General features: G+C 66.5%; 36 protein-coding genes. 25 read left to right on the top strand and 11 right to left on the bottom strand.

Annotated features, from left to right (window positions below; translation table 11 throughout):
• The first annotated feature begins 2 nt into the window (after positions 1–2).
• The 25 genes from RXV79_RS16365 to RXV79_RS16485 all read left to right on the top strand — a co-directional run bounded on the left by RXV79_RS16365 (position 3) and on the right by RXV79_RS16485 (position 12199).
• Entirely contained in the window at positions 3–254 is a 252-nt protein-coding gene (locus tag RXV79_RS16365; protein WP_316698963.1) for a hypothetical protein, read from the top strand.
• Positions 251–793, top strand: a complete 543-nt coding sequence (locus RXV79_RS16370) for an alpha-ketoglutarate-dependent dioxygenase AlkB (RefSeq protein WP_316698964.1) — start codon at positions 251–253, stop codon at positions 791–793. Before RXV79_RS16365 ends, RXV79_RS16370 begins: the two co-directional genes overlap by 4 nt.
• Complete coding sequence (locus RXV79_RS16375; RefSeq protein ID WP_316698965.1) at positions 790–1056, top strand: hypothetical protein; 267 nt, start codon at positions 790–792, stop codon at positions 1054–1056. Before RXV79_RS16370 ends, RXV79_RS16375 begins: the two co-directional genes overlap by 4 nt.
• Positions 1053–1544, top strand: coding sequence for a hypothetical protein (locus RXV79_RS16380; protein WP_316698966.1), 492 nt, complete (start codon positions 1053–1055; stop codon positions 1542–1544). Before RXV79_RS16375 ends, RXV79_RS16380 begins: the two co-directional genes overlap by 4 nt.
• A 32-nt stretch (positions 1545–1576) precedes the next feature.
• A complete protein-coding gene (locus tag RXV79_RS16385) occupies positions 1577–3139 on the top strand; it encodes a hypothetical protein (protein WP_316698967.1) in 1563 nt (520 codons plus the stop codon).
• A 94-nt stretch (positions 3140–3233) separates the two neighbouring features.
• The gene (locus RXV79_RS16390; protein WP_316698968.1) at positions 3234–3545 is read left to right on the top strand and encodes a hypothetical protein; all 312 of its coding nucleotides are present in this window, start codon (positions 3234–3236) and stop codon (positions 3543–3545) included.
• Between the two features lie 70 nt (positions 3546–3615).
• Entirely contained in the window at positions 3616–3972 is a 357-nt protein-coding gene (locus RXV79_RS16395; RefSeq protein WP_316698970.1) for a hypothetical protein, read from the top strand.
• Entirely contained in the window at positions 3969–4178 is a 210-nt protein-coding gene (locus RXV79_RS16400; protein ID WP_316698971.1) for a hypothetical protein, read from the top strand. The genes RXV79_RS16395 and RXV79_RS16400 overlap by 4 nt, the downstream gene beginning before the upstream one ends.
• Positions 4175–4408: a hypothetical protein gene (locus tag RXV79_RS16405; protein ID WP_316698973.1), complete on the top strand. Its 234-nt coding sequence runs from the start codon at positions 4175–4177 to the stop codon at positions 4406–4408. The genes RXV79_RS16400 and RXV79_RS16405 overlap by 4 nt, the downstream gene beginning before the upstream one ends.
• On the top strand, positions 4405–4575 hold the full coding sequence (locus tag RXV79_RS16410; RefSeq protein ID WP_316698974.1) for a hypothetical protein: 171 nt from the start codon (positions 4405–4407) through the stop codon (positions 4573–4575). The genes RXV79_RS16405 and RXV79_RS16410 overlap by 4 nt, the downstream gene beginning before the upstream one ends.
• Positions 4572–4922, top strand: coding sequence for a hypothetical protein (locus RXV79_RS16415; protein WP_316698976.1), 351 nt, complete (start codon positions 4572–4574; stop codon positions 4920–4922). The genes RXV79_RS16410 and RXV79_RS16415 overlap by 4 nt, the downstream gene beginning before the upstream one ends.
• A complete protein-coding gene (locus RXV79_RS16420; protein WP_316698978.1) occupies positions 4919–5143 on the top strand; it encodes a hypothetical protein in 225 nt (74 codons plus the stop codon). The genes RXV79_RS16415 and RXV79_RS16420 overlap by 4 nt, the downstream gene beginning before the upstream one ends.
• The gene (locus RXV79_RS16425) at positions 5140–5373 is read left to right on the top strand and encodes a hypothetical protein (protein WP_316698980.1); all 234 of its coding nucleotides are present in this window, start codon (positions 5140–5142) and stop codon (positions 5371–5373) included. The genes RXV79_RS16420 and RXV79_RS16425 overlap by 4 nt, the downstream gene beginning before the upstream one ends.
• On the top strand, positions 5370–5624 hold the full coding sequence (locus RXV79_RS16430; protein ID WP_316698982.1) for a hypothetical protein: 255 nt from the start codon (positions 5370–5372) through the stop codon (positions 5622–5624). Before RXV79_RS16425 ends, RXV79_RS16430 begins: the two co-directional genes overlap by 4 nt.
• On the top strand, positions 5621–5833 hold the full coding sequence (locus tag RXV79_RS16435) for a hypothetical protein (protein WP_316698984.1): 213 nt from the start codon (positions 5621–5623) through the stop codon (positions 5831–5833). The genes RXV79_RS16430 and RXV79_RS16435 overlap by 4 nt, the downstream gene beginning before the upstream one ends.
• Before the next feature lie 5 nt (positions 5834–5838).
• Positions 5839–6165, top strand: coding sequence for a hypothetical protein (locus tag RXV79_RS16440; RefSeq protein ID WP_316698986.1), 327 nt, complete (start codon positions 5839–5841; stop codon positions 6163–6165).
• Positions 6162–7022 (top strand): RNase H family protein, encoded by an 861-nt coding sequence (locus RXV79_RS16445; protein WP_316698988.1) that lies wholly within the window; start codon positions 6162–6164, stop codon positions 7020–7022. The genes RXV79_RS16440 and RXV79_RS16445 overlap by 4 nt, the downstream gene beginning before the upstream one ends.
• 55 nt (positions 7023–7077) lie before the next feature.
• Positions 7078–7587: a hypothetical protein gene (locus RXV79_RS16450; protein WP_316698990.1), complete on the top strand. Its 510-nt coding sequence runs from the start codon at positions 7078–7080 to the stop codon at positions 7585–7587.
• Positions 7588–7590: 3 nt separating this feature from the next.
• Complete coding sequence (locus RXV79_RS16455) at positions 7591–8523, top strand: hypothetical protein (RefSeq protein ID WP_316698992.1); 933 nt, start codon at positions 7591–7593, stop codon at positions 8521–8523.
• Positions 8520–9395 carry a hypothetical protein gene (locus RXV79_RS16460; protein ID WP_316698994.1) on the top strand — a complete coding sequence of 292 codons (876 nt, stop codon included), beginning with the start codon at positions 8520–8522 and terminating at the stop codon, positions 9393–9395. The genes RXV79_RS16455 and RXV79_RS16460 overlap by 4 nt, the downstream gene beginning before the upstream one ends.
• Entirely contained in the window at positions 9392–9733 is a 342-nt protein-coding gene (locus RXV79_RS16465; protein WP_316698996.1) for a hypothetical protein, read from the top strand. The genes RXV79_RS16460 and RXV79_RS16465 overlap by 4 nt, the downstream gene beginning before the upstream one ends.
• A gap of 1 nt (position 9734) precedes the next feature.
• Complete coding sequence (locus RXV79_RS16470; protein WP_316698997.1) at positions 9735–11120, top strand: hypothetical protein; 1386 nt, start codon at positions 9735–9737, stop codon at positions 11118–11120.
• Complete coding sequence (locus tag RXV79_RS16475; RefSeq protein ID WP_316698998.1) at positions 11113–11463, top strand: hypothetical protein; 351 nt, start codon at positions 11113–11115, stop codon at positions 11461–11463. The genes RXV79_RS16470 and RXV79_RS16475 overlap by 8 nt, the downstream gene beginning before the upstream one ends.
• Positions 11464–11473: 10 nt before the next feature.
• A complete protein-coding gene (locus RXV79_RS16480) occupies positions 11474–11710 on the top strand; it encodes a hypothetical protein (RefSeq protein WP_316698999.1) in 237 nt (78 codons plus the stop codon).
• Between the two features lie 165 nt (positions 11711–11875).
• Positions 11876–12199, top strand: a complete 324-nt coding sequence (locus RXV79_RS16485) for a hypothetical protein (RefSeq protein ID WP_316699001.1) — start codon at positions 11876–11878, stop codon at positions 12197–12199.
• Here the strand turns inward: RXV79_RS16485 and RXV79_RS16490 are convergent.
• From RXV79_RS16490 to RXV79_RS16540, 11 genes are all read right to left on the bottom strand, one after another.
• Positions 12196–12708 carry a nuclease domain-containing protein gene (locus tag RXV79_RS16490; RefSeq protein ID WP_316699003.1) on the bottom strand — a complete coding sequence of 171 codons (513 nt, stop codon included), beginning with the start codon at positions 12706–12708 and terminating at the stop codon, positions 12196–12198. The genes RXV79_RS16485 and RXV79_RS16490 overlap by 4 nt on opposite strands.
• Positions 12708–13139: an Ntn hydrolase family protein gene (locus RXV79_RS16495; protein ID WP_316699005.1), complete on the bottom strand. Its 432-nt coding sequence runs from the start codon at positions 13137–13139 to the stop codon at positions 12708–12710. The genes RXV79_RS16490 and RXV79_RS16495 overlap by 1 nt, the downstream gene beginning before the upstream one ends.
• A complete protein-coding gene (locus RXV79_RS16500; RefSeq protein ID WP_316699007.1) occupies positions 13136–13690 on the bottom strand; it encodes a hypothetical protein in 555 nt (184 codons plus the stop codon). The genes RXV79_RS16495 and RXV79_RS16500 overlap by 4 nt, the downstream gene beginning before the upstream one ends.
• A complete protein-coding gene (locus RXV79_RS16505) occupies positions 13687–14067 on the bottom strand; it encodes a DUF1064 domain-containing protein (protein WP_316699009.1) in 381 nt (126 codons plus the stop codon). Before RXV79_RS16505 ends, RXV79_RS16500 begins: the two co-directional genes overlap by 4 nt.
• The gene (locus RXV79_RS16510; protein WP_316699010.1) at positions 14064–14207 is read right to left on the bottom strand and encodes a hypothetical protein; all 144 of its coding nucleotides are present in this window, start codon (positions 14205–14207) and stop codon (positions 14064–14066) included. The genes RXV79_RS16505 and RXV79_RS16510 overlap by 4 nt, the downstream gene beginning before the upstream one ends.
• Positions 14191–14475 (bottom strand): HU family DNA-binding protein, encoded by a 285-nt coding sequence (locus tag RXV79_RS16515; protein ID WP_316699012.1) that lies wholly within the window; start codon positions 14473–14475, stop codon positions 14191–14193. The genes RXV79_RS16510 and RXV79_RS16515 overlap by 17 nt, the downstream gene beginning before the upstream one ends.
• Positions 14476–14539: 64 nt before the next feature.
• Positions 14540–15013: a DUF1367 family protein gene (locus tag RXV79_RS16520; protein WP_316699013.1), complete on the bottom strand. Its 474-nt coding sequence runs from the start codon at positions 15011–15013 to the stop codon at positions 14540–14542.
• Positions 15013–15333, bottom strand: coding sequence for a hypothetical protein (locus RXV79_RS16525; protein WP_316699015.1), 321 nt, complete (start codon positions 15331–15333; stop codon positions 15013–15015). The genes RXV79_RS16520 and RXV79_RS16525 overlap by 1 nt, the downstream gene beginning before the upstream one ends.
• On the bottom strand, positions 15333–16250 hold the full coding sequence (locus tag RXV79_RS16530; RefSeq protein ID WP_316699016.1) for an ATP-binding protein: 918 nt from the start codon (positions 16248–16250) through the stop codon (positions 15333–15335). The genes RXV79_RS16525 and RXV79_RS16530 overlap by 1 nt, the downstream gene beginning before the upstream one ends.
• A complete protein-coding gene (locus tag RXV79_RS16535) occupies positions 16247–17101 on the bottom strand; it encodes a helix-turn-helix domain-containing protein (RefSeq protein WP_316699018.1) in 855 nt (284 codons plus the stop codon). Before RXV79_RS16535 ends, RXV79_RS16530 begins: the two co-directional genes overlap by 4 nt.
• The gene (locus tag RXV79_RS16540; protein ID WP_316699019.1) at positions 17098–17568 is read right to left on the bottom strand and encodes a GIY-YIG nuclease family protein; all 471 of its coding nucleotides are present in this window, start codon (positions 17566–17568) and stop codon (positions 17098–17100) included. The genes RXV79_RS16535 and RXV79_RS16540 overlap by 4 nt, the downstream gene beginning before the upstream one ends.
• Positions 17569–17668 lie beyond the last annotated feature (100 nt).

Genomic DNA, 17668 nt, shown 5'->3' on the forward strand with positions numbered 1-17668 from the left:
CCATGCGCAAGCACAAGCCCCGCATCGCCAAGAACCCTGGCTGCGTCTACACCGGGCAGGTCGGCAGGCGCATGAGTCCGCCCAAACACCGCCTGCCATCGAAGAAGGTCGAGCGCGTCAGCAAATACCTGGTGGGCGGGCCGCTCGATGGCTGCACCGTGAGGCTCGACCGCACCGGCGGCCTCAACACCCTGCCGATCCTCTTGCGCGGGCAGGCCGGGCGCTACGTCGCATGCAAATGGGTGCCGGCATGAAGGCGCCCATCACCTACGTGCCAGGCTTCGTGTCGAGCGCGACGGCCGCCACAGCACTCGCTCTGCTGCGCGAAGACCTCGACTGGGTCCAGGCGCCGCTGGTGCCTCGTCGCGAGTACTACGTGGGCAAGCTGCCGTACGCATACGGACGCGGGTCCGGCCGACGCACCTATCTGCCACAGCCGATGCATCCGAGCATCGAGACCCTGTGGCACCTCGCTGAGGAGCGCGCCGGCTGCAAGTTCGACGTCTGCTTCCTCAACAGCTACGAGCACTCGCGTGACCACCTCGGGTGGCACGCCGACGACTCGCCCGAGATGGATGACGCCCGACCGATCGCCATCGTGAGCCTGGGCGCCGAGCGCGAGATCTGGTTCAGGGAGAACGGCATCGAGCACGTCGACCGCCTACTGCTCCAGAGCGGGAGCCTGTGCCTCATGCCGCCCGGCATGCAGGACACCCACCAGCACCGCATCCCGAAGGCGAGCAACGTGGTCGGGCCGCGCATCTCGCTCACGCTTCGAGGCTACGCGCCATGACCCGCTCTCTTCGCGCCGACGTGCGCAACCCCCTGCTGCAGCTGCCGGCCGCCAAGCGCCTGGCCGAGCTGCCACCAGAAGCCCAGGAGGCTCTCAAGGCTCTCCTGGTCGACATCCGCAACGACTGCCGAGTGCGCGCCGAGGAGTGCTGGCGCAAGCACAAGGCACCGATGGCCGCCTACTGGAAGGCCACCGGCGTCTATGCGAACCACGCGCAGCGCCTGCTCAAGGGTGCTGCATCAACCACAAGAGGAACCACATGAGCAAGACCAACGCAAAGACGACCAAGGCCGCGCCGGCGCCCGCCGCTGACCCGACCGAGACCACCAGCCAGGTGGCCGCGCAGACCGACGGCCAGCCGCAGAACGACGGCGCAACGCAGCCCGGCGATCAGCAGCAGGATCAGGCCGCCGGCACCACGAGCGCCAGCTCCGAAGGCGGCGGCGACGACAAGGGCGGCGAATCGACCACCGACACCGTCACCGACCAGACCAGCGACGGCGCAGCTGCAGAGACGCCCGCACGCACCACGCGGCGCTACGTCACGCGCTCGCAGTACCGCACGGCTGATGGCGAGGAACTGGTGCGCGTCTCCGTCGACGACGAGAAGACCGGCGAGTCGCTCTTCGCTTCGACCTGGGTGAAGGTCGGCCTGCCCGGCCTGGTGGCCGAGCAGCAGGCCAAGGCCGACGCCTGGCTGGCCAGCAACTACCCCGAGCACGCCGACGTCAACGCCTACTGGGCGGACTGACCAGGCGACTTCCACAACAAACAGGAGCACCCATGCTCGCAGCAACCGCACACCAGGCGCTGGAGGACGTCGAGTACGACGCCTTCGCCCTGGCGCTACGCCAGCGCTTCGCCAACATCGTCGGCGCCGGCCGCCCCATCTTCACCACCTCGGCCGCCGGCCTGTTCGAGGCCTACCTCAGGAACCTGCCGGCAGTCGACCGCCAGGTGCACAACTGCAACACCTGCCGCCGGTTCATCGAGGCCTACGGCGGCCTTGTCGTGATCGACACCAGCGGCAACGTTGAGCCGGCGATGTGGGACGCGGCCGGCATCCCGCCGACCTACCGCGCGGCCGTCGAGACAATGCGCGAGCTGGTGCTCTGCTCACGGGTGACTGGCGCCTTCTTCTCGGCCGACAAGGCATGGGGCGTCGCGAAGACTGGCGACTGGCGCCACCTTCACGTCGTGCCGCCGGAGGGAATGGTGCACAAGCGCCGCGACCTCACGGCCGAACAGCTGATGGCAGAGAAGCGAGAGGATCACCGCATCCTCTGCCAGGCGCTCGACGACTTCACGGAGCAGCATCTCGAGGTCGCGGTCACGCTCCTGAAGTCCGAGGCGCTGTATCGCTCCGAGAAGGTGCTCGGTGTTGCCGAGTACCTGCTGGCCCTCAGCCGCGCCCGCAAGGCCGCCAAGGGCTACGCGCGAATCGCAGGCACCTGGCTCGCCGCGACCACCGCGCCGACCGGGTGGTGCCATGTCCGCACGACGATGATCGGCAGCCTGCTGGAAGACATCGCGTCCGGTCTCCCGCTCGAAGACGTCAAGCGCAAGTTCGCCGCCAAGATGCGACCCGACCTCTACCAGCGCCCGCAGGCGGCGCCGGCGGCCGGCAACATCGCGCAGGCCGAGAAGCTGGTCGAGAAGATGGGCATCGCGCTCTCGCTGAAGCGGCGCATGGCGCGCCTCGACGACCTGGTTCTGGAGTGGCGGCCCCGCACCTCTGAGCAGGCCGCTGGCGCCGGCGTCTTTGCGGGCATCAAGTCCAAGCAGGACGCATCTCCGGCCGCGCGCGAAACGGTCGCCCCGAACATGACCTGGTCGAAGTTCGCGGCGACGCTGCTGCCTGTGGCTGAGCGCCTCCAGGCGCTGGCTCCGGTTGTTGGCTCGTACTGCGGCATCCTGACGGCGGCCGATCCGTCGGCGCCACCCATCTTGCAGTGGGACCGGGAGGGTCGCCGCAACCCGCTGTCGACGTACACCTACACCCGCCCCAGCTCGGCGCACAACTGGAACGTCGCGGCAGGGTGGGTGGATGTGATCGGCATCCACCTGGCTCCACACATGCACAGCGGCGGCCTGCCGAATCACAAGCCGAGCGCGATGGCTCTGCTGCGCGACGCGCGCGACCTCAACCTGCAAGGCAGCTGCCTGTTCCCCGAAGACCTCAAGGCGGAGCTCCATCCCGTTCGATCGACGATCGAGGCCTACAGCAACAGCACGCCGATCCAGACGGACCCGGAGGCTGTGGCAGGCCTCCCGGTCATCGGCATCACGCTGCGCGTCTACACCGGTGCGGTGATCACGCGCGTGACGATCGACCGCTGGGACTGACCAGCCTGACCCCATAGCCACCACGTCGCGGGCACGCTGGGCCAGGCCCCGGCTTGCCCGCGACACCAAGAAACCGTTTGTACTGGAGAAAACTGTGCGCAAGCTGCCACCCCAGGACTTCGCCGTCAGCACCGATGTCGGCGGCTCCACCCTCGCCTTCACCTGCGACATGTCGATCGGCCCGAACGGCAACGTGCGCGCCATGCTGCCGCCGCACGTCGCCGCCAATGCGGGCTTCATGAAGCGCCTTGCCAAGGCCGTCGAGGAGGCGCGCAACGACCGCGACAACCCCGCCCGTTTGCAGATCCAGGTGCTGCGCAAGAACACCTACGTCAGCTGCACCACCCGAGGCCCCGTGGTGGACGTCATTTCCAAGGTGGTGCAGTCGTACGCCCGCAAGAGCTAGTTTTCGTTCGCTTGACAACCAACTGTTTGTTGCATAACAATCGGTTTGTCTACTTCAGGAGGACGCCCAGATGACCCCCAAGATCTTCACCGTGATGGTGTTCCAGATGGTCGACAGCATTCGCCGCCTCGACGTGCACCACGTCGCCGGCATGACCAGCGATGACGCCGAGCAGCGCATCAAGCTGCGCAACGCGGACCACCTCGGCGGCCAGTGCTTCATCACCACCGACAAGCACGAGGCCGAGCGCGGCGACGGCTGCAAGCTCTACACCACCCGCTGGCGCAACGCGGAGTCCGTCAGCGACGAGGAGTTCCGGGCCTGGCTGCGCCGCGCCACGCACGACAGCGTCGAAGACGGCGACAGCCACCCGGCCGCGTTCCGTCGCTTCCATGTTCAGCCCGCCGTTGTGAGGCTTGCAGCATGAGCGCGCAGCACACGCCGGGGCCCCTGCCCGAGTCGGTCGCCGTGGAGTGGGAAGCCACCGCGCGCAGCTTGCGCATCGAAGCACGGCGCGCCCGCAACTACGAGTCGCGCCAGATTCACCTGCGCGATGCCGCCGACGCCGAAGCGTTTGCAGCCCGTATCCGCGCCGCCCGCGCCGCCATCGCCAAGGCCGGGGGTGCGTCGTGAGCCGCCCTCGCAACTTCGACGTGCCGTCAAAAGAGGTGCATGCCTACGGGCCGCAAGAGCACTCTCTGTGCGGCCTCGCGCCAGAAGCCTACGAGTCTGGTGACCATCACGAGACGGTCGTATTCGCTGAGCCCGGGCAAGTCGTCAACTGCGAGCTGTGCCGACAGTTCATCGATCATGTGCGTGACAGCTTCAAGGGCTACCGCGCCAAGGCCGGGGGTGCGTCGTGAAGCAGCACCGCCCCGCCACCCGCGCTCCGCATGGCTCGCCCCAGTACCCCGAGCGCATCGCCGCCCACGTCACCAAGAAGCAGCGCCGCGCCTTCGAGCGCATGGGCGGCAGTGGCTGGTTGCGCGGGCTGATCGACCGTGAGCTGAAGAAAGGCAGGAAGGCATGAGCGCGCAGCACACGCCGGGGCCGCACATCCTGCGCAATCCGCTCAACGGTCTGATCTGGTCCAGGCACAACGACCACCCCGTCAGCGAGCTGGCTGGTGACTACACCGTCTACTCGTCGGCGCACCATGCAACCCAAGCCTTGCGTCGCAATCGCAAGCTGCTCGATGCCGGCTTCGTGGTCGAGCCCGAACCCGCACATCAGCGCGGCGAGTACGTCGCAAAGCTGCGCGCCTTTCAGTCGGGATACGGAAGGTTGGGAGGCAACTGCGCAGACGCTGAATGGAACGCGTTTTCAGAGGGGTGGGACTTCCGCGCCGCCATCGCCAAGGCCGGGGGTGCATCGTGACCGAGTCCACCACCTACCCCATCGGCACCAAGTTCGCCCGCCGCGTCAGTGCCAAGCGCACCGACGTTTGCACGGTGGTCGACATCCACCGCACCTACAACAACGCAGGCGAGCTCGTTAAGACGCGCTACGTGGCGACGCACGAGTTCCTTGGCCAGGTCGTCACCGACCACGACGTCGTCGCCGTGACGATCGCCCGCAATCTGATTGAGAAGACATGAGCGCCATCACCATCCGCCGCGAGAACGGGCAACGCAACGCGTACCTGGGCGGCAAGTTCATCGCGTCGATCCACGACTTTCGGGCGGCCGCCAAGACCAACAGCAAGGTCGACCGCTTCTCCACCATTCAAGACAACTGGGGCGTGGCCTGGACGTCCGGCCGCTACGACTGGCACGGCACCTATGGCGAGGCGCGCGACAACGTGCTGAAGGGCCCGGCAACGCGATGAGCTACATCCTCTTCAGCATGACCGAGCGCAAGGCAGCGAAGCGACACCGCTGCATCTGGTGCGGCGAGCACATCGAGCCTGGCGACACCTACAGCGACGAGCGAAGCGTCTACGACGGCGAGATCCAGCGCATGCGTTGGCACCCGGAGTGCCGCGCCGACGCCGAGGACGGCTGGAAGAACGGGGCAGACGAGGAGTTCATGCCCCATTGCGCCGAGCGCCCCGAGCCTTTGCCGAAGGCGCCGGCATGACCGACGAGGCCGCCCGCCGGCGCAGCTTTGCTGTGCAGCTGCTCGCCTGCAAGGGCGACACGCCGGCAGATCGCGAGGCCGCCGCGCGTGCCGCCGTCAAGGCGATGAAGCCGGAGGAGCGCCAGCGGCTGGGCGAGCGCCTCGATGGGCTCATCGAGTGGGTGGCCGAGTACGAGGCCGAAGAAGAGCGAATCGCGAGAGGAATCTGACCACCATGCAACCACGTCACCACCCACATTTCCGCCGCCTGTGCATCGAGATGCTCGGTCGCCTGGGCGCCAAGGAATCGAAGCTCACCTGGTACGAGCTGCAGCTCGACACGCGCATCGGCCCGCTGCTACTCAACCCGCTCGACGGTTGGCTCGCGGCGCGTTTCGATGACATCCAGCGCGCGGCCGCACTGCTCAACCCGGGCGGCAACTGGACGAGCCGCCTCAACCCTCACAGCGGCAAGTGGAACTTCCACTTCGACGACACCGTCACGCCGGAGATCGCGGTCGAGTTCATCGAGCGCAACATCCGCCAGGTGCTGCCAGCATGACCTCGCCAATCTGCCCCGGCTGCAGCCAGCCGGCGAAGCTGCTCACCGGCGGCCAGCTCTACCCCCACCTGGCGCACAACGCCAACCTGCGGGCCAAGTACTTCTGGCGCTGCGACCCGTGCGATGCGACCGTGGGCTGCCACCCAAAGAGCGGCGGCAACGGCGACGGCACCAAGCCACTCGGCACGCTCGCCGGGCCCGAGCTCCGGCGCCGTCGGCACGTCGTGCACGGCATGCTGGACCCGCTCTGGCAGCGGCACGGCCGCGCGCGCAATGAGGTCTACGCCACCCTGGCCAACGCCATGGGCATCAGCAAGGAGCAGTGCCACGTCGGGATGTTCACGCTCGAGCAGTGTGACAAGGCAATCAAGGTGCTGAAGGACATCACATCGGTCAAGCGCGTCGCCACGCCCAGCTGCATCGAGATCTACACCGACGGCAGCTCGACCGGCAAGGTCGGGCCGGGCGGCTGGGGCTTTGTTGCGCGCGACCCTGACGGCGACGACGTCGAGCAGTTCGGCGGCGCCAACGACACCACCAACAACCGCATGGAGATGATGGCCATCATCAAGGCGATGGAGTGGGCGGCCGGCCGGCGCTGCCGCATCTTCAGCGACAGCCAGTTGTGCGTGAACACGCTGACTACCTGGGCGGCCGGCTGGAAGCGGCGCGGCTGGCGCAAGGCCGACGGCGGCGAGGTGCTCAACCTCGACCTGGTCAAGCAGGCGCACGAGCTCTACCAGCGCGGCAACGTCACGGCCCTGTGGGTGCGCGGGCACGCCGGCAACGAGCTGAACGAGCGCGCCGATCGCCTGGCGAACCGCGGCCGCGCCGAGGTTGCAGAACAGCTTGTTTGACACCAAACAGTTTGTGACGTAACATTCGCTTCGCCATCAGCAATCAGGAGGCAACATGGCAAAGCAAACGTACACCGTCGTCGAAGTCCCGGGCTCGAAGCGCTCGAGCGAGCGCCCCTACTCTCACGCCGTGATCGGCCGCCGCAGCGGCAAGATCAGCGCCATCACGGCCGAGGCGCACCACAAGGCAACCGCCGCGCAAACCAAGCGCTGGGACACCAAGAGCTGGAATGACTGGAAGCGCGCCTCCGAGGCCACGGTCGGTCAGCTCTACCGCAACCACAACAACGTGATGGTCGTGGCTCGCGACTACGAGGTGGAGATCGGCCAGAAGTTCATGGCCGAGAACCCGACGCTCGAGGGGTATCTCGAGAAGCTGGAGGCGTCTCGCGCCAAGCACATCGCCGACCTCAAGGCATCGCCCGACGGTGAGCTCTGCGTGCTCCAGTGGTCGATGTCCCACAAGAATGCCTTCAAGGCGCTCGGCACCTTTGCCAAGCACCACATCGATCTCCAGGTTGTGCCGTGCGTCGTCGTGGCCAAGAAGTCCAAGCTGGCGGCCTGACCGATGTCGCTCTACCAGATCAACCACGACATCAATCGCAAGCTCTGGTGCGGCCCGGGCGCCATCGCCCTGGTCACCGGCCTGCCGACGAGCCTGATCTACGCGCACGCTGATGCCGAGCGCCGCTCGCGCGGCGGCAAGCGCGGCGTGCAGGGCATGTACAACTCGGAGCTCTGGGCGGTGCTCCGGGCCTGCGGCTTCCGCGTGACCGAGGTCTACAACTCCCGCGGCGAGCAGCCCACGCTCAAGCAGTTCGCTCGCGACAAGGCCAGCCTCTTCGCCGCCCGGCCGATCATCGTCCACGTCGGCGATCACTATGGCGTGCTGATTGGGCGCCGCTATGCCGACAACCAGACGCGCGACCCCATCTACGTGGGCGACTGCACCTATCTGCGGTCACGGGTATGTGCCGCCTGGGCCGTCGAGCGCATCGGCAAACCGCTGCCGGCGCCTGAAAAGCCAGCCCCGAAGCCTCGCGACACGACGTCTGCCCGCGCGCGCAGCAAGGCGCAGGCACTGGCCAAGAAGCACGGCATCGAGATCGAGCGCGAAGCCAAGGACGCCTTCTGGGTCACCTGCCCTGCGCTGGCTGACGACGACCCGCTCGAGGGGTCGCACTTCGCGTTTGACTGGGTGGAGATCCTGAGGAAGGTCGAAGCCTACGTCGAGCACCTGACCAACGGCTACCTCGAGGCGGTCACCGCGCCGCCCGCGCCGCCGCCTCCCGCCTGCCCCGCAACCACCGCCGCTGCTGTCGCCTTCGTGCTCGAGCAGGACGGCGCCCAGTCCCCGATGGACATCGCGTGCGACCTGTCCATCCGCTACGGCGTGCCCGTCACAGAGAAGCAGGTGCGCGGCGCGGCCATCTCCCTCATCCAGCGCGGCGCTGCTCGCTGGTTCCGCAACAAGCTCAAGCCAACCGAGGCCCACGCATGACCAACCCCGAAAACCCCCACGTCGGCCTGCTGTTCTCCGCGCGCCACGCCATAGCCGAGAAGCTCGGCGTCACCATGGACGAGACGTTCAACGCAATCGTGCGCGAGACGTGCCATGCCATTTGCAGTCAGGACTCCCTGCAGCAGCGCGTCCAGCCGTGGCTGATGGAGTGCTTCGGTCCCATGATCGCGGGCGACCGCGAGGAGCGCAACCACCGCTTCCTCGAGGAGGCCATCGAGCTCGTTCAGGCGTGCGGTTGCAGCGCTAGCGAGGCGCACCAGCTGGTCGACTACGTGTATGGTCGGCCGGTCGGTGAGCCAGACCAGGAGGTCGGTGGCGTGATGATCACGTTGGCCGCGCTGTGCCTGGCCAACGGACTGGACATGCACGACGCCGGCGAGCGCGAGCTGGCGCGCATCTGGACGATGGTCGAGAAGATCCGCGCCAAGCAGGCCTCGAAGCCTAAGCACTCGCCCTTGCCCGCGGCGCCAGCAGCAAGCGGCCTGCGGTTTCCCACCATGCTGCGCAAGATGTGGAGCGGCGCCGAGGTGCAGGCCTGGCTCGATGAGCAGGGCGAGCTGATCCGCTTGCGCGACATCCCCGAGGGCTGCACGCCGACCGATGCGCGCGTGCTGCGCGAGGCGAACCACAAGCTGGCCGAACAGCAGCATCAGCCCGCCTACGACAGCGGCAAGCCCACGAAGACTGGCGTCTATGCCGTGCGCGTGGATGACCCGATGGGGTCGGGCCTGATGAAGGACATGTTCCTCATGTGGATCGAGGGGCGCTGGGGCTACCTTGGCAGCGATCAGTTCTTCCGCGGCGCCGTGCACGGCTGGATCGGCCCGCTTCCACGCAAGGTGTCGGCATGACGCGCGCACAGCAATGCAACGTGCCGCCGCCAGGCTGGCGCTGCACACGGCAGGCGGGCCACGATGGCCCGTGCGCCGCGATCGAGGCGCTGCCATGGTGGAGGCCGCCCTTCCCCGCCATCGAGGCAGCCAAGGTGCGCTTCGCCGACGTGTGGGACGCGCTCTTCGGCAAGCTCGAGGTCTTCTTCAAGGTCGAGTACGACGGCTCGTGGTTCATCTGCGAGGCTCGCGACGTGCGCGACTGGGTCTGCGAAGGCGGCCCCGCCATCTACACCGTCACCGAGGTGCGCATGACGCGCCGCCAGTTCAACAACCTTCCTGAATTCGCTGGGTTCTGACATGACCACCGATCGCAACTCCAAGACCTGCGCACTCCCGACGCCCGAAGAGCGGGCGGTGGGCACCTTCCTGCCCTTCGATGACCAGCCGACACACTGCTGGCGCTGCGGCGACCCCAAGACCAGCCACGGCCAGGCCGGCGAGTGCATGCCGTACCGCCGCCGCCCCACCACACCGAGCGCAGAGGCGCTGGCAGTCTGGCGCATCGAATACAGCAACGAAACCGGCCCTGATGACGGTGGATTTTGGGAATGGTGGACAGTCACCAATGGCGCGATGTCGTTCAAGGCCGACACAGAGGATGAGGCAAAGTTTCTTGTTGCCACACTCGCCTCCTCCGGGCAGGCCGCCCCGAACAATGAGGCGCTGGCAGTTCGCCTTCGTGACGCATGCTCCAAGCTGCGCACCTCCAGCATGCCGCTGGCAGACATGATCCCGCTGATGCAGCAGGCAGCTGACGCACTCGCCTCCTCCGGGCAGGCCGCCTCTGCGGTGCCAGAGGTGGAAGTCTGGTTCGGCTCAATGCCAGAGTCGAATGGCCGCGAGAACTGGACGGTGACACTGCGCAGGAAGGAGCGCCCCGACAACGTCAGCAAGCACGACCTGCACCGGCTCATGAGCGGCGTGTCTGTCTATCGCTCGGAGTACAAGGATCGTGCTCGCTACGAAGCCGACCGGCTGCGCTTCCTGCTCGGCGAGATCGACACGCCTCCCGACATCCTGGCCTACGACGCCGACCTGCACAGCGGTTTCGTCGAACCGACCTCCACCACACAGCCGGAGGGGGAAGTCGTCGTTACGAAGAACGAGGCCGGCGCGATCGTGGCGGTCACACGGCAAGACGACGAGGGTCGCATCCTGAGCGTTATTGCAGAGGCCACCCCGCCACGAGAGGCGCTGGCACAAGCGGCCGAGACGCTACAGATTCGCTCTTGGCTGGACACTGCAATCGAAGCGCTGACGGATGGCGGGGCAGGCGCCAAGGCACTCGCGGTCAAGAACATTCGGAAGGCCCGCGATGCTTTGGCTGAAGCGCGCGAGACGGCCGAGCCGGTGGCTTCATTGCGAGACCGCCTGCAGCAGAAGTGCTCCGACTGGGTGGTGTATTGGCGTGCGCCCGATGCGCACGGAGTCGAACTGAGCCATGAGCAAGCGCTCGAATTGCTGAGAGATGCGCTCGGCGTGGAAGTTGAGATCGCCGCCCCCGTGTCTCACGACGCCGCGCTGCAGGCCGAGCGCGAGCGCCTTTGCGCCGCCATCAAAGAGGCCGATGACAAGGCCGGCGTCGAGGCCGACTACATGCTCGACAGCAACGACTGCATCAGCGTTATTCGCGGCACATGGAATCCCGACGGCGCCCGCGCCGAGGGGAAGATCGATGCCTAAGCGCGCCGCCGTCCTCTACACCTACGACCTGCAGCCCATCACGGTCGTCGGCCTGAGCAACTTCCTGTGGGACATGCTGCACCGAGGCGACATGGTGCAGCTGGTCGTGCCGGAGCCGTTCAAGTTCGAGGCGCCAGACCCGACTCAGCAGATGCGCCTCGTGCGCATTCGTGCCGAGCATTTCCGATTCCGAGGCCACGACTCCATGATGCTCTTTACCGAGGATGAGGAGTACGCCCTGGCGCTGCAGGCCGCCTTCCTGCCAGGCCAGCATGGCGAAGTTCAGCGGCGCGAGCGCCGCGCATTTATCAACGGTTTCCTCACGGCGCTGGACGCGCTTTGACCCACATCACATGACCAAAGCAACAAAGCAATCCACCGCCGGCAAGCCCGGCCGCAAGGCAGTCGACGGGGCCACCGGTGTCGTGCGCGCGACGGTGTCCCTCCTGCCGCACCACAGGGACCACGACCTCCCACTTCTGGGTGGGTCGGCGTTCCTGCGCAAGGCCATCGACGACGCCATGGCAGAGCTGCGGCGCAGTGGAAAAGTACTCAAGAAATCAGGCGCGGCGGAGACTCGTTCCGGCTAGAGTCCCGCCCGCGGCAAGAAGCAAGAATTCACACGCACCAGCATCACCCGAATGGATGAGGCTCACTCAATGAGCCAGTGGCTTGGGACCATATGCGCAATGGAACAACGGGCTGAGGAGGGCCCTCGTTCCACCCAACGAAACAAAGAATCTTCGAGAGCTTCCATGCCGATCCGACTGCTTCCTTTTCCACCGACTCGAGTCAACAATCTTTTTCTTCATGGCCCGCGCTTCCACTTCGAGCGCATCACCGCAGATCAGTTGAAGAGCCTGGGGCTCAGTGAGGGCGACAAGGCAGAAGGCGCCACGGTGCGCCGCCTGCGCGACGGTCGCTACAACGCCATCATCGACAGCGTGAGGCTCGCCAAGAGCGACGACAAGTTCGCCGGGTTCATGAGCCGCGTCACAGCGCCGCACGAGCTCCCTGTGCGACATGACCTTGACAGCGAGTTCAGTGAGACGGGGAGCGTGGGCCTGGACGAGGTCTAGCCACCCATCCTGGCTAGCGCCCACTGCGCCGCCTCTCGGTCGCGCGGCCGGCCGCTGGCTGCGATCACCTCGATCTGCCGGCGCATCTCCACCATCGCAGCTGAAAAGCGCTCCCGCCGCTCCTCCCGGGTCGGCGTCTTGTCTTGGTCGAGCCAGAAGTGGCAGCCGAAGCAGGCCCAGACCCCAGCATGGTCGTGGGCCTTCATGCCCTTGCCCTTGTTGTCCGAGAGGGAGTTCGAGTGCGCCAGCACGGTCGTCGACCAGTCGCCGTTGCACACGCCAGGCACACGCAGGAGGCACGGCTTGCCGGCGGCCATTGCGCGGTAGCGCGGGTTCTCCTCGCGCGGCTGCTTCGGCACAGGCCGCACCTCGTTGGCGGCCTCGTCGGCGCGCCGCATCACCGCGACCTGGCCAACAGATTGTTTCACGGGGAACAGCTTGGGGCGCTCGCGCGGCGGCAGCTGCGGCCGCTTGAAACCCTTGCCGCGCTGCAGCGGCTTGCTTCGCATCACAGCTCGAGGACGTCGACGCCGTTGCCGGTGCCTGGCTCCAGGCGTGACGCGAGCTCGATCGCCTGGCGCGCAGTCAGACCCATGTGCAGGGCCGCCATAGCGTAGTCGCTGCCGCTCCCGGTGGTGAAGAACTCGTCCTCCACCTTGAAGGCGTGCGGCCCCTCATAGCGGAAGACCTCCGCGTCGCGCGTGACCCGCACCAGGTAGGCGTCGTCGTCCCCCTTCGAAGGGGACGGGAACTCCTTTGCGACGTAGCCGGCACGCGCCCAATCGAGCAGCGCCATGCCGTGTGCCAGGTTGCCGGAGATGCCGACCAGGTCGGAGCCGATCCGATGGATCTTGGTGACCGTCCTCACCACCGTGCCAGAGGTGGCGCGCTTGTCTGCCGCGAGGGTCTTGCGGCGACCATCCCAGGCGATCGTGGTCACTTGCGCTTCCCCTTGATGGCCCCGATCGACGCCCCGTTGGCCAGGCGCTTCACCGTGCCGACGGTCGAGCCGTCGATCTGGCTGAGCATCTCGATCACGTCGCGGATGTGGTTGTGGTGCTTGCGCTGGATGCGACGCTCGCCGGTGCCGCCGCACGGCTGGCACGGCGTGGCGCTGAGGTGGGGCGTGCCTGGCACCAGTTGGAACTTGCGACCGTCGCATGCCGGGCACACCGGAAAGATGTGGTGCGCAAGCGCGAGCTCGCCCACAGCCTGGCAGCTGGGCCCAGATAGGCGCCAGTTGCGCTCCGCGTTCAGTCGCTTGGTCAGCTCCACCGTGCCCTTGCGCGCCGCCTTGTAGTCGGCCTGGCGGCCGTCGATGGTGATGCGCAGCAGGGAGCCCGACACGCGAGGGTTGCTCTGGCCGGCCAGGCCGAGGGCGATGAGGTAGTCGGCGTCGCCGCGGGTGCGCTCATCGATCGAGAGATCGGAGCTCTGGAAGGCGCCAACCAGGCGCTCGCGCGCGCCAGGACGATCAGCGGCTGTGGTCATGAACGGATCTCCTGCACCTCGATGCCGTGCACCGACTTCATGAGGTGGCGCTTGATGCGGTAGGTGGGCGTGACCATGCCCTTGACGTCTTCGACGATCTGCTTGCCAGCCTCGTCGAGGTAGACGAAGTCGGCGAAGTAGCGCAGTGCCGGCTTGCGGTGGCCGTCCAGCGTCACGCCGCGCGCGAGCTCGAACTTCACCTGCAGCCGGAGGCCGGTGATCCGCCCTGCCCGCTCAAGCGTGCGCAGCCAACGGTAGCGCGCGCACTCGGCCTTGCTGTCGAAGGTGTGACCATCGAACACCACACGCTCGGCGTTGTGCTTGTTCTTGCGCTTCTTGCTCGTCTCGAGCAGCGCCAGCAGCTCGTCTTTCTTCATTCGTTGGCGGCCTGGCCCAGGCTGATGCGAACGATGAAGCGGGCGGCAATGCCGAGGGGTTGGCCAGGTGCGCCGAACGCCGCGAGCATGCGCGCCCGCTGCAGCATGGGGGACGGGCCGTCCTTAGTCGAGCTTGACATTGGCGGCAGCCTTCATCGAGTCGCTCGGGCGGAACAGCACGACGTTGCGCTCGGGCACCATCACCTGCTCGTGCTTGTGCATGTCGCGTGCCGGCCGCGGCTTGCGGCGCTTCACGGTGAGCTTGCCCACGCCGAAGAGGAACACAGGGTTGTGCTTCTCGATGGCGGCGCGCACGACCTCGGTGGCGGCATCGAGGATCTCTCGCACCAGGGCCTTGGGCTTACCCGAGGCCTCCGCCACCGCTCCGATCAGTTCTGCCTTCTTCATGTGCTAAACAAAGTGTTTGTGTCAAAACACTTTCTAGCACAGGCGAATCTGAGCGCAAGGGGTTTTAGCCGTCGAACGTCATGAGGTAGTCGATGTGCTCGCGCACCTCATCCGCCGTGAGCTTCGGGTCGCTGAGCACCTTCCCGATAATGACATCGATGGTCTTGGAGTACAGCGATTCGAATGTCTCGTTGTCCATGCTGGCGAACGAGATCGAGTCGGCCTCCCAGCGGATCTCGAGGTTGACGCCGACAACCATGTGGCGGTAGCCCGTGAGGATGGTCACGTCCTTGCGGAACTTCTCGAAGTTCGGCTGGATGGGCTGTCCCCTATGCGTCGGCATCTCAGCGGTCTCCGACCAGATGTCGTAGGCCCAGTTCACGAGCTTGAACCAGCGGCGATGGAAGGCGGCATTGCGGGCCTGCGCGATGTTGGCTCGGATCACGCCGCCCGGCTTGAACTTCCTGATCTTCTCGGCCTGCTCGTCGTCGAGCGGGATCAGCGCGCCGCCAGGCGCCTTGGTGAGCAGGATCTCCATCAGCCCGGCAGCAGGTAGGAGCACTCGTTCGTGCCAACACGCGGCAGAGCCATCTTCTTGATGGTCACCACCACCTCGGCCGGCAGCTCCAGCTGGCGATCGAGATCCAGCTGCTGGAAGCGGCGGCAGTGCTGGCGCTGCGGACAGATGGTCGGGTGGTACTTGTTGTCGGTGCCGCCGCAGCGGGCCTCTTTGATGCTCAGGTTTTTCATCGAGTTGTGGTGTGGCTGATGGTGGTTGAGGGCCGGGCGTGCGGCGTTACAAGCGAGGCGCCAATGAATGAGCGCGAGCGCTTCGGGAAGGCTTGGCCAGAAGAACATCAGGCCCCTCCCTTGCGCAGCGTCGAGCGGTAGCTCTCCCAGGTGAACGGCACCCAGCGGGCCACCTCGACCAGGCGGTCGAAGATGCGGTCGCCCACCAGGGTCTCGAACTCCTTGCGGCTGAGGTTGGTGATGAGGATCGTGGGGCGGCGCGCCAGATAGCGGCGGTCGAGCACCTCGAACAGCAGGTTCTTCTCGGCGTCGGTGCCGCTCTGCACACCCACTTCGTCGATGACCAGTAGGTCGATGCGCTCCAGGTCGGCCATGACCTGGCTCTCGGTGCGGTCGCAGTCCTTGCGCCAGGTATCGCGGATCATCAGCAGCAGGCCGGCCACCTTGGTGTAGAGGCAGGTGTGCTCTGGCATGAGCTCCTGCATCGCGGCCGCGGCAAGGTGGCTCTTGCCGGTGCCCACGCCACCCGCCAGGATCAGCGACTGGCCGCGCTTGCGCAGCTCTGGGAACTTCTCGGCGTAGGACTTGACGATGGCCAGGGCTGTCTTCTGCTCCTCGGTCTCGGCGACGTAGGTGTCGAAGGTGCGGCCGATGAAGCGAGCCGGCAACGCCGACTGCTGCAGGGAGGCGGTGATGCGCTCGAGGCGTGCCGCTGCCTCCGCAGCCAGGCGATCCCGCTCGGCCGCCGCGGTGGCGTCGGCAACGCAGGCCTGGCACCCGGTCCAGATCTCGCGCTTGTGCTCGAGGCCCAGGCGTGTGCCGTGCGACAGGTAGGCGCCGTGGGTCTCGCACACCAGCTCCTTCTCGCCCAGGCGCTCGACAGCGCGCTGGAGAGCGTTGCCGAGGCTGGCCATGGCCGCGGGCTGAGGCGCGGCAGCGGGCGTGTCGCGCACCGCCGGCGGCGCCAGCAGCGGATCTTCCTCAGCGCGTTCGCGCCAGGGCTTTGGCATGGGCAGGCCGGTCATGCGAGGGCTCCGTCCTTGGCCACGCCTGCGGTGTAGTCCTTGCCGCTCAGGTCGTGGGAGCTCTGACGTGGAGCGCCGGCGCGCGGATTCGTTTCTCGGAGAAGCCAGGCCGTCTCGATGCCCTGCCACCCACGGTAGATCGCCTTCGTGACAGCGTCGTCAAGCGACCAGCCGGCAGCCGCGACGTTCTTCTTGATCGCGCCCCACGCGAGCGGCGTCAACTTGCCGCCAGACTTGAGCCGGTGTGCCAACCATTCGGTTGCGACGACCTCCGACAGGCCGTCAGCCATGAGCTCTTCGAGCGTGAGGTTGGGGATGACAGGCTTAGCCGGCTTCTTGGGCTTGCCCGTAATCTCTTTCTTCTCTTCTGATGGATCAGTGGTGGATTGGGTGACATGGGTGTCACCCGTCTCTGTCGCTGGTGTCACCCGTACGGGTGACAGGATGACGCCCGTCGGCCGATTCACGGGTGTCGCCTTGTCACCCGCTTCCGCGGGAAGGGGTGACACCGTGTCACCCGTGTTGGTCTGGGCCAGGGGTGACGCCTTGGCACCCGTCGCCTGGCGGGCCATCTCGCGCAGCGCCGGCACCTTGATCCCATAGTGGCGCGTCATGCCGGGCTTGCCGCCGGCCGCGTTCCCTGTCACCGCCAGCAGGCCAATCTCCTCGAGCTCGCGCAGCGTGCGCTGCACCTGTCGTTCGGAAACCGACGAGCGGCGACTGATGTACTCGATCGACGGCCAGAGGCTGCCGCCCTCCTCGTCTGCGCGATCACACATGACCAACAGCACCATCTTCGGCGTCGTAGCCAAGGCCGTCTTCCAGGCAAGGGTCATAAGCTCGATGCTCATTGAGCGATCCTCCGGCGACCCAGTGGCCCTGCATAGAAGCCATCGAAAGCAGCTGCCAGGGCCTTGTCCATTTCCTCGCCGGGGCGCCACCGCTCGACGGCCTTCATGGCTGAAGGATCATTACCAAGCGACGCGGCCATCTCGGGTGCGGAATCGAAGTCGACCAGCCCGCAACACCCGTATTCCTGCGCGTAGTAGCGCATCGCCGCATACAGGTGGGCTGGGTGCAGACTGAAAAACTCGCGCTGCTGGTTGATGCGGTGCGGCGCGAGCTGACGGTGAATGGCCTGCTCAACGAGGCGCGAATCGTCGGCCTCGAAATAGCAGGCAACATCAAACGGAACCGGCACGCCACTGGAGGTTGAAAGCTCCCTTGCTCGTTCGCGCGGGCTGCGATCGGTAAATCCGATCTTGTAGACACAGGGCATGACGCTGCTGGACAGCGCATAAACAAAGCCAAATGGCACTTCTTCACCTTGAAGTTCACCGAGTTAAACGGGCGCCCGGCGCGTGCCGGTGGTGAGTCGGCACTGGCGGATCAGGCCTGCCGGGCGCTTCTGCAAAGCT

Source organism: Piscinibacter gummiphilus, from assembly GCF_032681285.1.
Lineage (GTDB): Bacteria > Pseudomonadota > Gammaproteobacteria > Burkholderiales > Burkholderiaceae_C > Rhizobacter > Rhizobacter gummiphilus_A.